The sequence below is a fragment of the Klebsiella sp. HC6 genome (genome assembly GCF_022605325.1).
Taxonomy (GTDB): domain Bacteria; phylum Pseudomonadota; class Gammaproteobacteria; order Enterobacterales; family Enterobacteriaceae; genus Klebsiella; species Klebsiella terrigena.
Genome location: NZ_CP093276.1, coordinates 5,109,898 through 5,126,496, shown reverse-complemented (window position 1 = coordinate 5,126,496; position 16,599 = coordinate 5,109,898). Strand labels below are relative to the sequence as shown.

Sequence of the window (16,599 nt, the reverse complement as noted above, 5' to 3'; positions counted from 1 at the left end):
AATGCAGATCCTGTTGGCTAACCCGCGCGGCTTCTGCGCCGGCGTTGACCGCGCTATCAGCATTGTCGAAAACGCGCTGACGCTGTACGGCGCGCCGATCTATGTTCGTCATGAGGTGGTGCATAACCGCTATGTGGTCGATAGCCTGCGCAAGCGCGGCGCTATTTTTATCGAGCAAATCAGTGAAGTGCCGGACGGCGCGATCCTGATTTTCTCCGCCCACGGTGTCTCTCAGGCGGTACGCAACGAAGCGAAAAACCGCGACCTGACGGTTTTCGATGCCACCTGTCCGCTGGTGACCAAGGTCCATATGGAAGTGGCTCGCGCCAGCCGCCGCGGCGAAGAGTCGATTCTGATTGGTCACGCCGGTCACCCGGAAGTTGAGGGGACGATGGGCCAGTACAGCAACCCGCAGGGGGGCATGTACCTGGTGGAGTCGCCGGATGACGTCTGGACGCTGGAAGTGAAAAACGACGCCAGGCTGTCGTTTATGACCCAGACTACGCTCTCCGTTGATGACACCTCCGACGTCATTGACGCCCTGCGCGAGCGCTTCCCGAAAATCGTCGGGCCGCGTAAAGACGATATTTGCTACGCCACCACCAATCGCCAGGAAGCGGTACGCGCGCTGGCGGAGCAGGCGGACGTGGTGCTGGTGGTGGGGTCGAAGAACTCCTCCAACTCCAACCGTCTGGCCGAACTCGCACAGCGCATGGGGAAAGCGGCGTATCTGATCGATGATGCGGCCGATATCCAGGAGCCGTGGGTCAAAGCGGCCAAATGCGTGGGCGTAACCGCCGGCGCATCGGCGCCGGATATTCTGGTGCAGAACGTGATTGCTCGCCTGCAGGAGCTTGGCGGCGGCGACGCGGTGCCGCTGGAAGGGCGCGAAGAGAACATCGTCTTTGAAGTGCCGAAAGAGCTGCGGGTCGATGTCCGTGAAGTAGAATAAGTTCTTTACGCCGTCAGTATGCGAAGATGCCAGACTTAACGTCTGGCATTTTTTTTTGGAGAGTTTATGCGCTTACCGATCGTTCTTGATACCGATCCCGGCATTGATGATGCGGCGGCGATCGCCGCGGCGCTGTTCGCGCCCGAGCTGGATCTGCAGCTGATGACCACGGTGGCCGGCAACGTGTCGGTGGAAAAAACCACCCGCAATGCGCTGCAGCTGCTGCATTTCTGGAACGCCGACGTGCCGCTGGCCCAGGGCGCCTCAATGCCCCTGCTGCGCCCGCTGCGCGATGCGGCCTCCGTGCACGGCGAGTCGGGGATGGAAGGGTATGAGTTTGTCGAGCATCGCTGCCAGCCGCTGCCGAAACCGGCGTTTCAGGCCATTCGCGATGCGCTGATGCATGCCCCGGAGCCGATGACGCTGGTGGCGATTGGCCCGCTGACCAACATTGCGCTGCTGCTGACGCAGTATCCGGAGTGTCGGTTTAACATTCGTCGTCTGGTCATTATGGGCGGGTCCGCCGGGCGAGGTAACTTCACCCCCAATGCGGAGTTCAACATTGCCATCGACCCGGAAGCCGCGGCCAAAGTGTTTCAGAGCGGGCTGGAGATTGTGATGTGCGGGCTGGACGTCACCAATCAGGCAATGCTCGCGCCGGAGTACCTCGCCACGCTGCCGACGCTCAACAGGACCGGGAAAATGCTCCACGCGCTGTTCAGCCACTACCGCAGCGGCAGCATGGAGAGCGGGCTGCGCATGCATGACCTGTGCGCGATCGCCTGGCTGGTTCGTCCCGAGCTGTTTACCCTTAAATCGTGCTTTGTGGCGGTCGAAACGCAGGGGAGCTGGACGGCGGGCACCACGGTCGTGGATATCGAAGGCCGCCTTGGCCAGCCGGCCAACGCCAGCGTGGCGCTGGATCTGGACGTCGCAGGCTTCCAGCGCTGGGTAGCCGAAGTTCTGGCGCTGGCGCCATAGGTCCTTTAGCGGCGATAAATTTTCTCGCTGAGATAGTCAATCATGGCCCGCATTCTGGCGGGCATATGCTTATTTCCCGCCCACAGCAGCCACAGCTCGCCGGAGTAGCTGCTGATAAACTCCCACTCTGCCAGCACCTGGACGATCTCCCCGCGCTCCAGCGCTTCGCGGGCGGTAAACAGCGGCAGGCTGCCAATGCCTAAATTCTGCTTCACCGCATCCAGCCGCACGGCGGTGTGGTTGGCGGCGTAGCGTCCTCGGGTCTGAACGGTCTCTGTTTTTCCTTCACGACGAAATTTCCAGCGCGCATCGGCGGGCGTTTCGCCGAGGCTGATGCAGCTATGGTCGCGCAGATCCTGCGGATTTTGCGGCACGCCGTGCTGGCGTAAATAGTGCGGGGTGGCGCAGATCACGTGGCTGACCGGCATCAGCGGCTTGCCGTGGAGCCCCGGCGAAGGCGAATGGGTGATGCGCAGCGCCAGATCGATCCCGTCATCAATCAGGTCAAGATAGCGATCTTCAAGACGCAGGCAGACGTCAACCTGCGGAAAGCGGGTCAGAAACTCGCTCATCAGCGGATGGATAACAAACCGTCCGACGGCCTTCGGCACGCTGAGCGTCAGCTTGCCCTGCGCCACCTGCTGGGCGCTGCCGGCGGCATCCATCGCCAGGCGTGCGGCTTCCAGCATCTCCAGCGCATGGGCGTAAACCGTCTTTCCGGCATCGCTCAGGCGGAGTTTGCGCGTGGAGCGGTGCAGCAGCTTGCTGCCCATCTCCTGTTCAAGGCGCGAGACGCTGCGGCTGACCGCGGAGGGCGTGGTTCCCGCAAGCCGGGCGACCGCAGAAAAGCTGCCCTGCTCGACGATTTGCACGAAGAGGGCCAAATCGGGAAGTAAGCTTAAGTTCATTTGTGCCCTCTAAGCAAAGGTGCATTGACGCAGGACGGGATTATCGCTGTGCGTATTACCAATATACTGTGCGCAAAGAGAGGAGAACAACCATGACCGAACGTCTTTATTACACCAGCGATGCCACCGAAGGGCGCGCGCGGGTGGTGAGCTGCATAGAACAGGCCGATGGACGCTACGCAATCGAGCTGGACCAAACGCTATTTCATCCTCAGGGCGGGGGGCAGCCGGCGGATCGCGGCTGGATAGCGGAGATCGCCGTTGAAGGGGTAACGGCGTTTGGCGACAGCATTCTGCACCTTGTCCTGCAGCCGCTGGCCCTGGGCGAGGTGACTATCCGCATTGATGGCGCAGCGCGGCAGCAGCATGCCCGCCTGCACTCGGCTGGCCACCTGATTGGCCTCGCGGGAGAGCAGTGCGGCTGGCAGCCGACGAAGGCCCATCACTGGCCCGGAGAGGGGCGGATTACCTTCACTTCAGGCGCTAACGCGGCCCTGCCGGAGGCCAGCGCGCTGCAGGCAAAAGTTTCCGGCTGGCGGGCGGAAAACCTGCCGCGCCATATCACCGTGGCCGGCGGGCTGCGCAGGGTAGGGTTTGGTTCGCTGCCTGATTATCCCTGCGGCGGGACCCACGTTGCCAGCCTCTCTGAGCTGGGCGAGGTGGTGATAACTCAGGTGAAAATGAAAAAGGGCCAGCTTGTCGTGAGCTACACGCTGGCGTGAAGGTACATTTGCGGTGCCGGCTGTGACATCCGCTACAAAGTCATCCGCCCGCTCTTGGGTTAATCGATTAATCTGCTAAGCTGATTCTGCTGTTCTCCTTGGGCCGGAGACCAATATGAATCCTATCTTTTTCCAGCCACCTCAGGTGGCGTGGGCCAGTGGCCTGTTTTCGGACGGTCCGCTGCTGCGCAAGTTGACGCGTATTGCGGATCTGAACGGCGTTTTTGCCGATGAGCGAACCCGTCTGACGATGGCGGGCGACCGGGTGGTGTACGAGGTTGAAATGCTCGATACCTCCTCCGCATCGGGCGAGCTCTATACCGGCGTCACCCACCTCTATCCCGGTAAGGTCGGGGATGAGTTTTTTATGACCCGCGGGCACTTTCACGCCCGCCGCGAGCAGGGCGAAGTTTACTTCGGCCTTCGCGGCAGCGGCCTGCTGCTGCTGCAAAACGAGCGCGGGGAAACCCGTCTGGAGCTGGTTTTCACCGGCTCGGTGCACGTTATCCCCGGCTATAGCGCCCACCGCCTGATAAACACCGGGGCCGATACGCTGTCGGCGCTGGCGGTGTGGCCCGCCGCTGCGGGACATGATTATGCGACGCTGGACGGCGGCTTCAGGCTGCGGGTCGTCGAGGAGAACCGGACCATTCAGGCAAAGGAGGTGCAGAATGGCTAATTCTGCTCGCGCCTGGGGCCTGGATATGACCATTCACCAGCGCCCGCTTGGTTTCGGCTACGGCAATGATGTGACCGGACCGATGCCGGAGATCCGTCGTCTCGATCAGATCCGCGCCTCGCTGCGCGATCCGCGCTGCGAAGGGCCGGACGAGGTCTACGCGATCGCCATGGACGTGGCGCGTATGCAGGATCGCGATGAGCTAAAAAAACGCATGCTGCTGTTTGGCGTCGTGACCTACGCCGCCGGAAGGCTGGGGGAAGAGCCGGTGCGCAGCCAGGGCCATATCCACCGCATCAGCCAGCACAGCGGCTGGTCGCCGCCGGAGCTGTATGAAATCTGGCAGGGGAAGGCGATTATCTATATGCAGGAGCGGGTGGAGGACGACCCCGGCCGCTGCTTTGCGGTGATTGCCGAACCCGGCGATAAGGTGCTGGTGCCGCCGGGCTGGGGGCACGCGACGATTTCCGCCGATCCCGAGGTGCCGCTCACCTTCGGCGCCTGGTGCGATCGGGAGTACGGCTTTGAATATGATGCCGTGCGGGCGTATAAGGGGCTGGCGTGGTACCCGCTGCTGCAGGATAACCACGTCGTCTGGCAGCATAATTCACGCTATCTTCCCGGCCGCCTGCAGGCGATTACGCCGCGCCGGTACGTCGAGTTTGGCCTCACCTCCGCGCCGATTTATCAGCAGTTTATCGACGATCCCGCCCGCCTGCAGTTTATCTCCAGCCCGGACAGGACGGCGGATCTGTGGCACAACTTTCATCCATAAAAAAACCGGGGCGATGCCCCGGTTGCGAGATTAACGACTAAGGTGGCGCCCCGGTTTGCGAATCGGGGTATTCTTCGCGGCTAGCCGGCAAACAGACCGCTGGCGACGCCCGCCGCGGCCAGCAACAGCAGCATGACCATCGCCTTCACCGGCGAAACGCCGCGCTTCGCCATTAAATACCAGGTCCCCAGCACCACCACCAGCGGCAGGAGCTGCGGGAATATGCCGTCCAGCATCTGCTGCACGTGGATATTGACGCCGTCGCGGGTAATGAACTCCAGCCCGGTTCCCAGCTTCACGTAGCTCGCCGCGACGCCGCCCATCACGAAGACGCCGAGCAGCGACAGGGCTTCACGCAGGCGGGTGGAGCGGCTGCTGACCAGCATCTCCACCGAGCCGGAGCCCATTTTGTAGCCTTTTAAAAACAGGAACCACGAGCCGGGGATAATAATCGCCAGCCAGGCGACGATATAAAACAGCGGCCCGAGGACGTTGCCGCCCGCCGCCAGCGCCATGCCGATACTCAGCAGAATAGGGATCAGCATGCCCGGGATCATCGAGTCGCCGATCCCGGCGATCGGCCCCATCAGGCCAACCTTCAGGGTGTTGATGGTCTCACCGTCGATGGGCTCGCCGTTGGCCTTTTTCTCTTCCAGCCCGAGCACCATTCCGTTGACGATCGCGCCGATCTGCGGCTCGGTGTTGTAGAAAGAGGCGTGGCGGCGCAGCATTTCCGTGCGCTGGGCCGCGTCCGGATAGAGCTTTTTCGCCACCGGCAGCATGCTCAGGCAGAAGCCGAACGACTCCAGACGCTCAAAGCTCATCGACGAGAGGTTGTGCATCATCCACGCCCGCCAGCAGCGGCGCAGATCTTTACGGTTCAGGGTACGTTCTTCCATCAGAATTCATCCTCATCATCGACGGCCGGCCTGTTGCCCGCGGCCTGCTGCGGTTCCGGCTTATAGTTGTAGTGGATCAGCGCCAGCAGCGAGCCCACGATCACCAGCGCGACCATATTGAGCTTTAAAAAGACGATGCAGACGAAGCCGACGAGAAAATAGATCAGCATGCTGTAGTTCTTGATGATCTGTTTAAGCAGAATCGCGATCCCTACCGCCGGCAGAATGCCGCCCAGCACGTTCATCGTGGAGAGCACGATTCTCGGCAGGCTGTCCATAAAGCCGCTGATGTACTGGGCGCCAAAATAGACCGCAATAAAGGTGGGAACAAAGCGCAGCACGAAGTTACTGACCTGCGGCCAGATCGCGCTGTTCAGGTAAAGGCCGCGCTCATCGCCGCGATCCAGCGCCACGTCGGCGCGATGGTTCCAGAAGGAGTTCAGCACCATCATCGCGTTGAATAAAATCGTGCCGGCGATACCGATAGTCGCCGCCAGCGCCACCGCCACTTCCGGCCCTTTACCCGACAAAATACCCAGCGCAATCGCCGGATATGCGACGAAGTTAAGGTCGGCGGGCATTGAGCCGCCCGGCGTCACCATGGCGATATACACCGCCTGGACCGCAACGCCTATCACGATCCCGGTCTTCAGGTCGCCTAAAATCAGGCCGACCAGCATGCCGGAGACCAGCGGCCGGGTAATCAGATACCAGCCGCCGGTCAGGCCTAAAAGCCAGGGGCTGCTGAGGGCCCCCAGGTAGCAAAGAATGCCAATCAGCGTCGCTTCGATAATCATCATCCGCTCCTTATTTCAGCTTCTGCCGCGCGTCCTGCCAGCTGTAGCAGCTGGCATCCGGCACCAGACGGAATTCAACGTGATGCCCGCGCTGCACCAGCCAGTCAAAGGCGGCAATCTCGGCGGCGTTAACCGACTGATTGGGCCCAATGGTGGTGGTGTCGGCGCGGGCGCTCATCGGGCCAACGTTGATTTTACCGTTGGCATTTTTCAGGCTGATCCCCGCCGCTTCCAGGCGCTGTAAGGTGACCGGGGATTTGCCTATCACGAAATAGCGTTTCTCGCTGGCGATGACTTTGGGTAATTTTTCAATGGCCGTGGCGGTGTCGAACAGCCAGACCTTGAGGTCCTGCACGGCGCCTTTCATCACCGATGAGAGGAGCGGGTCGGCCGCGACGGCGTCGTCAATCGCCACGATACCGTCGCAGGGCAGCTCTTTGGCCCAGCGCGTCACGAGCTGCCCATGGATCACCCGGTCGTCAATACGTACAAAAGAGATACTCATAAGCGTTTTCCTCTAAAAATCATCTGGCTGAACGGCTAAAATCGGGGTGGCTTTAATCAGGGTGGGGACGGTTAACGCCAGCAGCCGTTCGGCAGCGGCGTGGACATCCGTCAGGTGGAGAATCTCTTCACACTGCAGCAGCATCGGGAAATTCACCCCCGCCAGCACGGCGACGGGGGGCGTGGTCTGCGCAGAGAAGGCGTGCAGGCAGGCGACGTTCCACGGCGTTCCGCTTTGCATATCGCACAGCACCAGTACGCCGTCGGCCTGTCGTCCGGCCCACTCCAGCGCGCGGGAAAAATCCTGCTTAAAGCCCTCAATACCCGCCTGCTCATCGAGGGTGACGGTTGAGATATAGGGCAGCTCGCCGTACACCATCCGCCCGCTGGCCAGCAGGGCGTCAGCCAGCGGGCCATGAGTGGCAACAATAACGTTAATCATTTTTTATCCTCTTACCCAGGCTTTGATGGTGGCCAGCTGCTGTCCGCTGCCTTGACCCGCCGGCGAAATACGGTACTCCCCGACGGCGGCCGGAATGATAAAGGTCTCGGCGTAGTGCACGGTGAAGGGGGCAAAGGCGCCGCTCGGGCTGTCGACCACGGCTTCCGCGCCCTCTACCAGGTTCAGAACGTTAACCCCGCCGTGGGTATGGTGCGTGACCGGCGCGCTGAACCAGTGGCGGCGGGTTTCGATAAACTCGCGCTCGTGCATGCCCGTGCGCTCCTCCCGCCAGCCTTCACCTTCGGCAAGGGGCTCAATGCGGTTAACCAGGTTGTCGTTGACCCACTGCGTATCGCGCTGCCAGTCAATGACCCGTTCGCCGTGCTGCAGATGCACCGGGCGAGGCAATCCGTCTAAACCTAAACGCCCCCAGTCCCAGAGCTTGAAGGTGAAAATATACGGCGTCGCGCTGATTTCGAGCACCATTGTGCCGCTTCCCGAGCAGTGCACCGTACCGGCAGGGATAAGAAAGTGATCGTGCTTACGCGCCGGGATTTGGTTAACGAAGCGCCGATCGTCAAAGGCCTTCTCGCCGCGGCCGGCGGCCTGCAGATCGGCGAGCATCTCCTGCGGTTCGATCCCCGTTTTCGTCCCCAGGTAGACGACGGCTTCCGGTTCTGCCTCAAGGATGTAGTAGCTCTCATCCTGGGTGTAGTGCATGCCAAACTGCTGCTGGATATATTCGGTTACCGGATGAACCTGGAAACTCAGGTTTTGCCCGCCGATAGTGTCGAGAAAATCGAAACGGATCGGGAACTCGGCGCCGAAGCGGGCGTGGACTTTTTCACCCAGCAGCGCGCGGGGGTGCAGCAGCACCAGGTCCTGAGAGGGGATCTCGATCCGTACGTCACCAAAACGCAGTAACAGGCTGTTTTCCTCGGGCACGCAATCAAAACACCACGCGTAGTTGGCGGCCGTAGGATCGAGATCGAATCGTTGCTTCATCCACTGCCCGCCCCAGACGCCGGGATCGAAGAAGGGGGCGACGCGGAACGGTTGAGCGGTGGTCTGCTGCAGCCCGGCGCGCAGCGCTTCGCCGCTGACCAGGGCCGGAGCCTCTTTTACCGTGGTATCGAGTAAAAAATCGGCGCGCTTGAGCAGCGGCACCTTATGGCGATCGAAGACGCGCCACTCAATGAAAAAGGCGCGCTTGTAGCGGCGGAGGATATCTTCATCCTGGTTATCCGCGCCCCAGTTCCCCAGCCCGCTGTGGCGCATGCGCTGCTGGATCTCCCAGCGCGGCATGTCGGCGTACACCAGCAGATCGCCGGGATGAACCAGCGCCGCGCCGGGCCCGTAGATGACCACCACGCCCTCGGCTTCGGCGGTAACCTGCTGGCGCAGCTGCTCCAGCTTATTGGGATCAAAAAACTCCTCAAGATGGTGGCAGGAGAGCACGCCAAACACGCGGTCGTCGGTAAGATTGCGCGCCAGCAGAGTGTGGATGGCCTGCTCGTCGCGGCGGGCGGATTCGACGTTAAGGGTCAGCGCGGCGCCGAGCGCCGGCAGCAGATGCTGTTCCAGCTCTTCCAGCCGCACGCCCGGATAGCAGTCGATAACCAGCACGGTTTTCGCGGCCGTCGAGGCTCTGGCGCTAAGCGCGGTACGGATGGACTCCCAGCCCCGGCAGGCGTGGTCGTCATAGCCCCGAACCGCAACCTCAGGGTATTTGTTATAGGTGGTGTGCATTTTCATTCTCCATATTGGCTAAATGAAGATTAATCGATTAACCTTGTTTTGACAGCGTGGTTAACGCGATTAACCCGCCATAATCGACAAGTCAGGGGGTGGAATGGCCTTTAATGTGAAGGCAGTCACAGGGAAAAAACCAAAATTTAGGTTATTCGATTAACCTGAGGCGAATAAACGGGAGGGATGATGACGACAGTGACGCTGGCGCAGGTGGCAGAGAGAGCAGGGGTATCAACGGCAACCGTCTCGATGGTGCTGCGTAACCGGGGGCGGATTTCGCAGGCCACGCGCGAAAGGGTACTCAAGGCGCTGGATGACGCGGGCTATGTCTACAACCAGACCGCCGCCAATCTGCGCAACCGCAGCAGCAATCAGGTCGGGCTGCTGTTGCACGATATTACCAACCCCTTTTACGGCGAGATGACGGCGGGGCTGAGCCATGAGATGGAGCGGCACGATCTGCTGCTGTTTCTGGCTAACAGCGAAGAGTCCGGCGAACGCCAGCAAAAATTTGTCGACTCGCTGATGCGCAACAATGCCTGTGGCATGGTGCTGTGCGCCGCGCGGGAGACGCCGGCCTCATTTTTTGAAGCCCTGAAGCGGCGCAATATTCCGGCCATTATGGTGGTTCGCCCGCTCAGCGATCCGGATTTTGATTTCGTCGGCACCGACAACTTCCTCGGTACCCAGATGGCGACGCGGCATTTGCTGAAAATGGGCCATCAGAATATTGCCTTTATCGGCGGCAGCCCGAGCTCAGGCACCCGGGCGCAGCGTATCGGCGGCTTTACCAGCACGCTGCTGGAAAGCGGGATCTCGCCCAATCCGCAGTGGATTGTTACCGCGCAGGCCAGCCAGATTGACGGTGCAAAGGTGGCGGAGGATCTGCTGTCCCGCTATCCGGAGATTACTGCGGCGGTCTGCTATCAGGATATCGTGGCGCTGGGAGTGATGCAGGCGCTGCGCAAAACGGGCCGAGAGCCGGGGCGGGATTTTGCGCTGGTGGGCTTCGATGATATTACCGAAGCGGCGCTGGTCCAGCCGGCGCTGACCACCGTATCGGTGGCGGCGAAAGAGATCGGCCGTAAAGCGGGGGAGCTGCTGTATAGCCGTATTCAGGGTAACGATGAGCCGCCGAAACGGATAATCCTGCCGCCGGCGCTGGTCATCCGTGAATCATGCGGATTTCGCCGGGAAGAATCAGCGATATCAGGCCGTTAGCGGCGTGTTTCGCGCGCTATCTGCTGGGGGAACGGCGCTTTCGCCAGACGATATCGCTGCATTGGGCGATGACAAATATATAGTTTTTACTGATATCGACCGCGGTTTGTCATAAATTTCTAATTATCGGCGTTTTTGAGTAGCGGCCCATCGATGGGCTGGTTACTCTGAAAACAATTTACGTAAAGTTAACAAAAGAGAATAGCTATGCATGATGCACAAATCCGCGTGGCCATCGCCGGCGCGGGCGGCCGGATGGGACGCCAGTTAATCCAGGCGGTACAGCAGATGGACGGCGTGGCGCTTGGCGCGGCGCTGGAGCGCGACGGCTCCTCCCTGATCGGCAGCGACGCCGGCGAACTGGCGGGCGCAGGCAACATGGGCGTCACGGTGCAAAGCAGCCTGACGGCGGTCAAAGATGATTTTGATGTGCTGATCGATTTCACCCGCCCGGAAGGGACGCTGACCCACCTAGCATTCTGCCGCGAGCACGGTAAAGGGATGGTGATCGGCACCACCGGTTTTGATGACGCGGGGAAACAGGCCATTCGCGATGCGGCGCAGGAGATTGCTATCGTCTTCGCGGCCAACTTCAGCGTCGGCGTCAACGTCATGCTCAAGCTGCTGGAAAAGGCGGCGCAGGTGATGGGTGACTACACTGATATTGAAATTATCGAAGCGCACCATCGGCATAAAGTGGATGCCCCGTCGGGGACTGCGCTGGCGATGGGCGAGGCGATTGCCGGTGCGCTGAACAAAGATCTGAAAGATTGCGCGGTCTACAGTCGCGAAGGCTACACCGGCGAACGCGTTCCGGGAACGATCGGCTTTGCCACGGTGCGCGCGGGGGATATCGTCGGCGAACATACGGCGATGTTCGCCGATATTGGCGAACGTATTGAGATCAGTCATAAGGCATCAAGCCGGATGACCTTTGCCAACGGCGCGGTTCGCTCGGCATTATGGCTGAAAGGCAAGAAAAGCGGCCTCTTTGATATGCGTGACGTCCTTGAACTGAACTCTTTATAAGGTTTATTACCCATCGTGATGTGGTTATGGCATTCAATAAGTAATTGATTGCAGGGGGCAATATTTTATTGCCCTTTTTATTTTCAGCCTTTTTTTATCTGTTTTTAATTAAGATCGCTATAATCGACGCTTATCATCCCTGTTACTGTTATTTTTATGTAAATTTTGACCATTTGGTCTACTTTTTCATATTAATAAGCCATGTTTTACAATCCCGACGCTGCGCAAGCGTTTTCTAACGCTACTTTGTTGATCTTTTTAGCTGTTAAAGCAGCGCTGATAGGCCAGTGGCGCAAAATGATATTAAAAATATGCGCTTTAAGTTGACTTTTCCCCGACATCTCTCCAGAATGCCGCCGTTTGCCAGAAATCCATAGGTAAGCAAATTTGCATTGATTCATGCTACGCGAATGCATTAATATGCAAATAAAGTGAGTGAATATTCTCTGGAGGGTGTTTTGATTAAGTCAGCGCTATTGGTTCTGGAAGACGGAACCCAGTTTCACGGTCGGGCCATCGGGGCAACGGGCACGGCGGTTGGGGAAGTCGTTTTCAATACTTCAATGACCGGTTATCAAGAAATCCTCACTGATCCTTCCTATTCTCGCCAAATTGTCACCCTTACTTATCCCCATATCGGTAATGTCGGCACCAACGCCGCCGACGAAGAGTCTTCCCAGGTGCATGCTCAGGGTCTGGTTATTCGCGACCTGCCGCTGATTGCCAGCAACTTCCGTAATACCGAAGACCTCTCTTCTTACCTCAAGCGCCATAACATCGTGGCGATTGCCGATATCGATACCCGTAAGCTGACCCGCCTGCTGCGTGAAAAAGGCGCGCAGAACGGCTGCATCATCGTTGGCGATAGCCTCGACGCGCAGCTGGCGCTGGAAAAGGCAAAAGCATTCCCGGGCCTCAACGGGATGGACCTGGCGAAGGAAGTCACCACCTCAGAAACCTACGGCTGGACGCAGGGGAGCTGGACTCTGGAGGGCGACCTGCCGGAAGCGAAGGCGGAAAGCGAGCTGCCGTTCCACGTGGTGGCCTACGATTTCGGCGCTAAGCGCAACATCCTGCGCATGCTGGTGGATCGCGGCTGCCGCCTGACGGTCGTGCCGGCAAAAACCTCTGCAGAAGAGGTTCTGAAAATGAATCCGGACGGCATCTTCCTCTCCAACGGCCCAGGTGACCCGGCGCCGTGCGACTATGCGATTGAGGCCATTGAGCAATTCCTCACCACCGATATTCCGGTATTCGGCATCTGCCTTGGCCATCAGCTGCTGGCGCTGGCGAGCGGAGCGAAGACCGTTAAGATGAAGTTCGGCCACCACGGCGGCAACCACCCGGTTAAAGATCTTGATAATAACGTGGTGATGATTACCGCGCAGAACCACGGTTTTGCGGTAGACGAAGCCTCCATGCCGGCTAACCTGCGGGTGACCCACAAGTCCCTGTTCGACGGTACGCTGCAGGGCATTCACCGCACCGATAAGCCGGCCTTCAGCTTCCAGGGACACCCGGAGGCGAGCCCAGGCCCGCACGATGCCGCGCCGTTGTTCGACCATTTCATCGAGTTAATTGAGCAGTACCGCCAGTCCGCGAAATAATCAGGAGAAAAAAGCCATGCCAAAACGTACAGACATAAAAAGCATCCTGATTCTTGGCGCTGGCCCGATCGTTATCGGCCAGGCTTGTGAATTTGACTACTCTGGCGCCCAGGCCTGTAAAGCCCTGCGCGAAGAGGGTTACCGCGTCATTCTGGTGAACTCTAACCCGGCCACCATCATGACCGACCCGGAAATGGCCGATGCCACCTATATTGAGCCGATCCACTGGGAAGTGGTACGCAAAATCATCGAAAAAGAGCGTCCGGACGCCGTGCTACCGACCATGGGCGGCCAGACCGCGCTGAACTGCGCGCTGGAGCTGGAACGTCAGGGCGTGCTGGCCGAATTCGGCGTGACCATGATTGGCGCCACCGCCGATGCGATTGATAAAGCGGAAGACCGTCGTCGCTTCGACGTGGCGATGAAGAAAATTGGCCTCGACACCGCACGTTCCGGTATCGCGCACACCATGGAAGAAGCGCTGGCGGTTGCCGCTGACGTGGGCTATCCGTGCATCATCCGTCCCTCCTTCACCATGGGCGGAACCGGCGGCGGTATCGCCTATAACCGCGAAGAGTTTGAAGAAATTTGTACCCGCGGCCTCGATCTCTCTCCGACCAACGAACTGCTGATCGATGAATCGCTGATCGGCTGGAAAGAGTACGAGATGGAAGTTGTACGCGATAAGAACGATAACTGCATCATCGTCTGCTCCATCGAAAACTTCGACGCGATGGGCATCCATACCGGCGACTCCATCACCGTGGCCCCGGCGCAGACCCTGACCGATAAAGAGTACCAGGTGATGCGTAACGCCTCGATGGCGGTGCTGCGCGAAATCGGCGTTGAAACCGGCGGTTCCAACGTCCAGTTCTCGGTGAACCCGAAAGACGGTCGCCTGATTGTTATCGAAATGAACCCGCGCGTATCACGCTCTTCGGCGCTGGCTTCGAAAGCGACCGGCTTCCCGATTGCCAAAGTGGCGGCGAAGCTGGCGGTGGGCTACACCCTTGACGAGCTGATGAACGACATTACCGGCGGCCGTACCCCGGCATCGTTCGAACCCTCTATCGACTACGTCGTCACCAAGATCCCGCGCTTCAACTTCGAGAAGTTCGTCGGCGCTAACGACCGCCTGACCACGCAGATGAAATCGGTCGGCGAAGTGATGGCGATTGGCCGCACCCAGCAGGAGTCGCTGCAGAAAGCGCTGCGCGGCCTGGAAGTGGGCGCAACCGGTTTTGACCCTAAAGTGAGCCTCGACGACCCGGAAGCGCTGACCAAAATTCGCCGCGAGCTGAAAGACGCCGGCGCCGAGCGTATCTGGTACATCGCCGACGCCTTCCGCGCGGGCCTGTCCGTTGACGGCGTCTTCAACCTGACCAACATCGATCGCTGGTTCCTGGTGCAGATTGAAGAGCTGGTGCGCCTGGAAGAGAAAGTGGAGGAGGCCGGCATCAACGGCCTTGACGCTGACTTCCTGCGGATGCTTAAGCGTAAAGGCTTTGCCGACGCGCGTCTGGCTAAGCTGGCGGGCGTGCGCGAAGCGGAAATCCGCAAGCTGCGCGACCAGTACAACCTGCACCCGGTCTACAAGCGCGTGGATACCTGTGCGGCGGAGTTCGCAACGGATACCGCCTACATGTACTCCACCTATGAAGACGAGTGTGAAGCGAACCCGTCGGTTGACCGCGATAAAATTATGGTGCTTGGCGGCGGCCCGAACCGTATCGGCCAGGGTATCGAATTCGATTACTGCTGCGTGCACGCCTCGCTGGCGCTGCGCGAAGATGGTTACGAAACCATTATGGTTAACTGTAACCCGGAAACCGTGTCCACCGACTACGACACCTCTGACCGCCTGTACTTTGAGCCGGTGACCCTCGAAGACGTGCTGGAAATCGTGCGTATCGAGAAGCCGAAGGGCGTTATCGTCCAGTACGGCGGCCAGACTCCGCTGAAGCTGGCGCGCGCGCTGGAAGCGGCCGGCGTACCGGTTATCGGCACCAGCCCGGACGCGATTGACCGTGCGGAAGACCGCGAGCGTTTCCAGCAGGCGGTTGACCGTCTGAAGCTGAAGCAGCCGGCGAACGCCACCGTGACCGCGATTGAGATGGCCGTTGAGAAGGCCAAAGAGATTGGCTACCCGCTGGTGGTGCGTCCGTCCTACGTTCTTGGCGGTCGGGCGATGGAAATCGTTTACGACGAAGTCGACCTGCGTCGCTACTTCCAGACCGCGGTAAGCGTCTCTAACGATGCGCCGGTGCTGCTGGACCGTTTCCTTGACGATGCGGTAGAAGTCGACGTTGACGCTATCTGCGACGGCGAGATGGTGCTGATTGGCGGCATTATGGAGCACATCGAGCAGGCCGGCGTTCACTCCGGCGACTCCGCATGCTCGCTGCCGGCCTACACCCTAAGCCAGGACATCCAGAACGTGATGCGCGAGCAGGTGCAGAAGCTGGCCTTCGAGCTGCAGGTACGCGGCCTGATGAACGTCCAGTTCGCGGTCAAAAACAACGAAGTGTATCTGATTGAAGTGAACCCGCGCGCGGCGCGTACCGTGCCCTTTGTCTCCAAGGCCACCGGCGTTCCACTGGCGAAAGTGGCGGCACGCGTAATGGCCGGCCAAACGCTGGCGCAGCAGGGCGTGACCAAAGAGATTATCCCGCCGTATTACTCGGTAAAAGAGGTGGTGCTGCCGTTCAACAAGTTCCCGGGCGTTGACCCGCTGTTAGGGCCAGAAATGCGCTCTACCGGGGAAGTGATGGGCGTCGGCCGCACCTTTGCGGAAGCGTTCGCCAAGGCGCAGCTGGGCAGCAGCTCGACGATGAAAAAACAGGGCCGGGCGCTGCTCTCCGTTCGTGAAGGCGACAAAGAGCGCGTGGTGGACCTCGCGGCTAAGCTGCTGAAGTTTGGTTTCGAACTGGATGCTACCCACGGGACCGCGATTGTCCTCGGTGAAGCCGGGATCAACCCGCGTCTGGTGAACAAGGTGCATGAAGGTCGTCCGCATATTCAGGACCGCATCAAGAATGGCGAATACACCTACATCATCAACACCACCGAAGGCCGCCAGGCGATTGAAGACTCCAAGCTGATTCGCCGCAGCGCCCTGCAGTACAAGGTGCATTACGATACCACCCTGAACGGCGGCTTCGCCACGGCGATGGCGCTGAACGCCAACGCCATGGAGAAGGTGACCTCGGTTCAGGAAATGCACGCACAAATCAAAAAATAAGCCGTGCCGGCGCTGCCGGCTGCGAACCAAACGGGCTGACGTTATCGTCGGCCCGTTTTTTTATGTCGGCCATCTTCGGAGAGTTCTGCT

At 59.6% G+C, this 16,599-nt stretch carries 15 protein-coding genes; 9 read left to right on the top strand and 6 right to left on the bottom strand.

Features of this window, described 5'->3' with window-relative positions; translation table 11 throughout:
* Nucleotide 1 precedes the first annotated feature (1 nt).
* Both ispH and rihC read left to right on the top strand, forming a co-directional pair.
* The gene (gene ispH, locus MMW58_RS24770; protein ID WP_133600703.1) at nucleotides 2–952 is read left to right on the top strand and encodes a 4-hydroxy-3-methylbut-2-enyl diphosphate reductase; all 951 of its coding nucleotides are present in this window, start codon (nucleotides 2–4) and stop codon (nucleotides 950–952) included.
* Between the two features lie 66 nt (nucleotides 953–1,018).
* Nucleotides 1,019–1,933, top strand: a complete 915-nt coding sequence (gene rihC / locus MMW58_RS24765) for a ribonucleoside hydrolase RihC (RefSeq protein WP_095103879.1) — start codon at nucleotides 1,019–1,021, stop codon at nucleotides 1,931–1,933.
* 5 nt (nucleotides 1,934–1,938) lie between these two features.
* On the opposite strand, the gene MMW58_RS24760 is transcribed toward rihC, so the two are convergent.
* A complete protein-coding gene (locus MMW58_RS24760) occupies nucleotides 1,939–2,841 on the bottom strand; it encodes a LysR family transcriptional regulator (protein ID WP_241722302.1) in 903 nt (300 codons plus the stop codon).
* A gap of 92 nt (nucleotides 2,842–2,933) precedes the next feature.
* Here MMW58_RS24760 and MMW58_RS24755 point away from each other — a divergent pair, with 92 nt between their 5' ends.
* From MMW58_RS24755 to MMW58_RS24745, 3 genes are all read left to right on the top strand, one after another.
* Nucleotides 2,934–3,563 (top strand): alanyl-tRNA editing protein, encoded by a 630-nt coding sequence (locus MMW58_RS24755; protein ID WP_241722301.1) that lies wholly within the window; start codon nucleotides 2,934–2,936, stop codon nucleotides 3,561–3,563.
* A gap of 115 nt (nucleotides 3,564–3,678) precedes the next feature.
* Nucleotides 3,679–4,242 carry a glucose-6-phosphate isomerase family protein gene (locus MMW58_RS24750; RefSeq protein ID WP_241722300.1) on the top strand — a complete coding sequence of 188 codons (564 nt, stop codon included), beginning with the start codon at nucleotides 3,679–3,681 and terminating at the stop codon, nucleotides 4,240–4,242.
* Nucleotides 4,235–5,017: a glucose-6-phosphate isomerase family protein gene (locus MMW58_RS24745; RefSeq protein WP_241722299.1), complete on the top strand. Its 783-nt coding sequence runs from the start codon at nucleotides 4,235–4,237 to the stop codon at nucleotides 5,015–5,017. Before MMW58_RS24750 ends, MMW58_RS24745 begins: the two co-directional genes overlap by 8 nt.
* An 80-nt stretch (nucleotides 5,018–5,097) precedes the next feature.
* Here the strand turns inward: MMW58_RS24745 and MMW58_RS24740 are convergent, their stop codons facing one another.
* The 5 genes from MMW58_RS24740 to MMW58_RS24720 are packed head-to-tail and all read right to left on the bottom strand — an operon-like array spanning nucleotide 5,098 to nucleotide 9,408.
* Nucleotides 5,098–5,916, bottom strand: coding sequence for a PTS system mannose/fructose/sorbose family transporter subunit IID (locus MMW58_RS24740; protein WP_045859999.1), 819 nt, complete (start codon nucleotides 5,914–5,916; stop codon nucleotides 5,098–5,100).
* Complete coding sequence (locus MMW58_RS24735) at nucleotides 5,916–6,713, bottom strand: PTS mannose/fructose/sorbose/N-acetylgalactosamine transporter subunit IIC (RefSeq protein ID WP_152644044.1); 798 nt, start codon at nucleotides 6,711–6,713, stop codon at nucleotides 5,916–5,918. The genes MMW58_RS24740 and MMW58_RS24735 overlap by 1 nt, the downstream gene beginning before the upstream one ends.
* A 10-nt stretch (nucleotides 6,714–6,723) precedes the next feature.
* A complete protein-coding gene (locus tag MMW58_RS24730; protein ID WP_095103865.1) occupies nucleotides 6,724–7,218 on the bottom strand; it encodes a PTS sugar transporter subunit IIB in 495 nt (164 codons plus the stop codon).
* A gap of 12 nt (nucleotides 7,219–7,230) precedes the next feature.
* The gene (locus MMW58_RS24725) at nucleotides 7,231–7,659 is read right to left on the bottom strand and encodes a PTS sugar transporter subunit IIA (protein WP_241722298.1); all 429 of its coding nucleotides are present in this window, start codon (nucleotides 7,657–7,659) and stop codon (nucleotides 7,231–7,233) included.
* A 3-nt stretch (nucleotides 7,660–7,662) separates the two neighbouring features.
* The gene (locus MMW58_RS24720) at nucleotides 7,663–9,408 is read right to left on the bottom strand and encodes a class I mannose-6-phosphate isomerase (protein ID WP_241722297.1); all 1,746 of its coding nucleotides are present in this window, start codon (nucleotides 9,406–9,408) and stop codon (nucleotides 7,663–7,665) included.
* Between the two features lie 189 nt (nucleotides 9,409–9,597).
* Between MMW58_RS24720 and MMW58_RS24715 the strand changes: the two genes are divergently transcribed.
* The 4 genes from MMW58_RS24715 to carB all read left to right on the top strand — a co-directional run bounded on the left by MMW58_RS24715 (nucleotide 9,598) and on the right by carB (nucleotide 16,509).
* Nucleotides 9,598–10,632, top strand: coding sequence for a LacI family DNA-binding transcriptional regulator (locus MMW58_RS24715; protein WP_133600803.1), 1,035 nt, complete (start codon nucleotides 9,598–9,600; stop codon nucleotides 10,630–10,632).
* Between the two features lie 207 nt (nucleotides 10,633–10,839).
* A complete protein-coding gene (gene dapB / locus MMW58_RS24710) occupies nucleotides 10,840–11,661 on the top strand; it encodes a 4-hydroxy-tetrahydrodipicolinate reductase (RefSeq protein ID WP_241722296.1) in 822 nt (273 codons plus the stop codon).
* 458 nt (nucleotides 11,662–12,119) lie between these two features.
* Complete coding sequence (gene carA, locus MMW58_RS24705) at nucleotides 12,120–13,268, top strand: glutamine-hydrolyzing carbamoyl-phosphate synthase small subunit (RefSeq protein WP_128879095.1); 1,149 nt, start codon at nucleotides 12,120–12,122, stop codon at nucleotides 13,266–13,268.
* Between the two features lie 16 nt (nucleotides 13,269–13,284).
* The gene (carB, locus tag MMW58_RS24700) at nucleotides 13,285–16,509 is read left to right on the top strand and encodes a carbamoyl-phosphate synthase large subunit (protein WP_123710148.1); all 3,225 of its coding nucleotides are present in this window, start codon (nucleotides 13,285–13,287) and stop codon (nucleotides 16,507–16,509) included.
* The last annotated feature ends 90 nt before the right edge of the window (nucleotides 16,510–16,599 follow it).

Coding starts and splice junctions, on each gene's coding strand:
- ispH (WP_133600703.1), top strand. CDS start 2: ATGCAGATCCTGTTGGCTAACCCGCGCGGCTTCTGCGCCGGCGTTGAC.
- rihC (WP_095103879.1), top strand. CDS start 1,019: ATGCGCTTACCGATCGTTCTTGATACCGATCCCGGCATTGATGATGCG.
- MMW58_RS24760 (WP_241722302.1), bottom strand. CDS start 2,841: ATGAACTTAAGCTTACTTCCCGATTTGGCCCTCTTCGTGCAAATCGTC.
- MMW58_RS24755 (WP_241722301.1), top strand. CDS start 2,934: ATGACCGAACGTCTTTATTACACCAGCGATGCCACCGAAGGGCGCGCG.
- MMW58_RS24750 (WP_241722300.1), top strand. CDS start 3,679: ATGAATCCTATCTTTTTCCAGCCACCTCAGGTGGCGTGGGCCAGTGGC.
- MMW58_RS24745 (WP_241722299.1), top strand. CDS start 4,235: ATGGCTAATTCTGCTCGCGCCTGGGGCCTGGATATGACCATTCACCAG.
- MMW58_RS24740 (WP_045859999.1), bottom strand. CDS start 5,916: ATGGAAGAACGTACCCTGAACCGTAAAGATCTGCGCCGCTGCTGGCGG.
- MMW58_RS24735 (WP_152644044.1), bottom strand. CDS start 6,713: ATGATTATCGAAGCGACGCTGATTGGCATTCTTTGCTACCTGGGGGCC.
- MMW58_RS24730 (WP_095103865.1), bottom strand. CDS start 7,218: ATGAGTATCTCTTTTGTACGTATTGACGACCGGGTGATCCATGGGCAG.
- MMW58_RS24725 (WP_241722298.1), bottom strand. CDS start 7,659: ATGATTAACGTTATTGTTGCCACTCATGGCCCGCTGGCTGACGCCCTG.
- MMW58_RS24720 (WP_241722297.1), bottom strand. CDS start 9,408: ATGCACACCACCTATAACAAATACCCTGAGGTTGCGGTTCGGGGCTAT.
- MMW58_RS24715 (WP_133600803.1), top strand. CDS start 9,598: ATGACGACAGTGACGCTGGCGCAGGTGGCAGAGAGAGCAGGGGTATCA.
- dapB (WP_241722296.1), top strand. CDS start 10,840: ATGCATGATGCACAAATCCGCGTGGCCATCGCCGGCGCGGGCGGCCGG.
- carB (WP_123710148.1), top strand. CDS start 13,285: ATGCCAAAACGTACAGACATAAAAAGCATCCTGATTCTTGGCGCTGGC.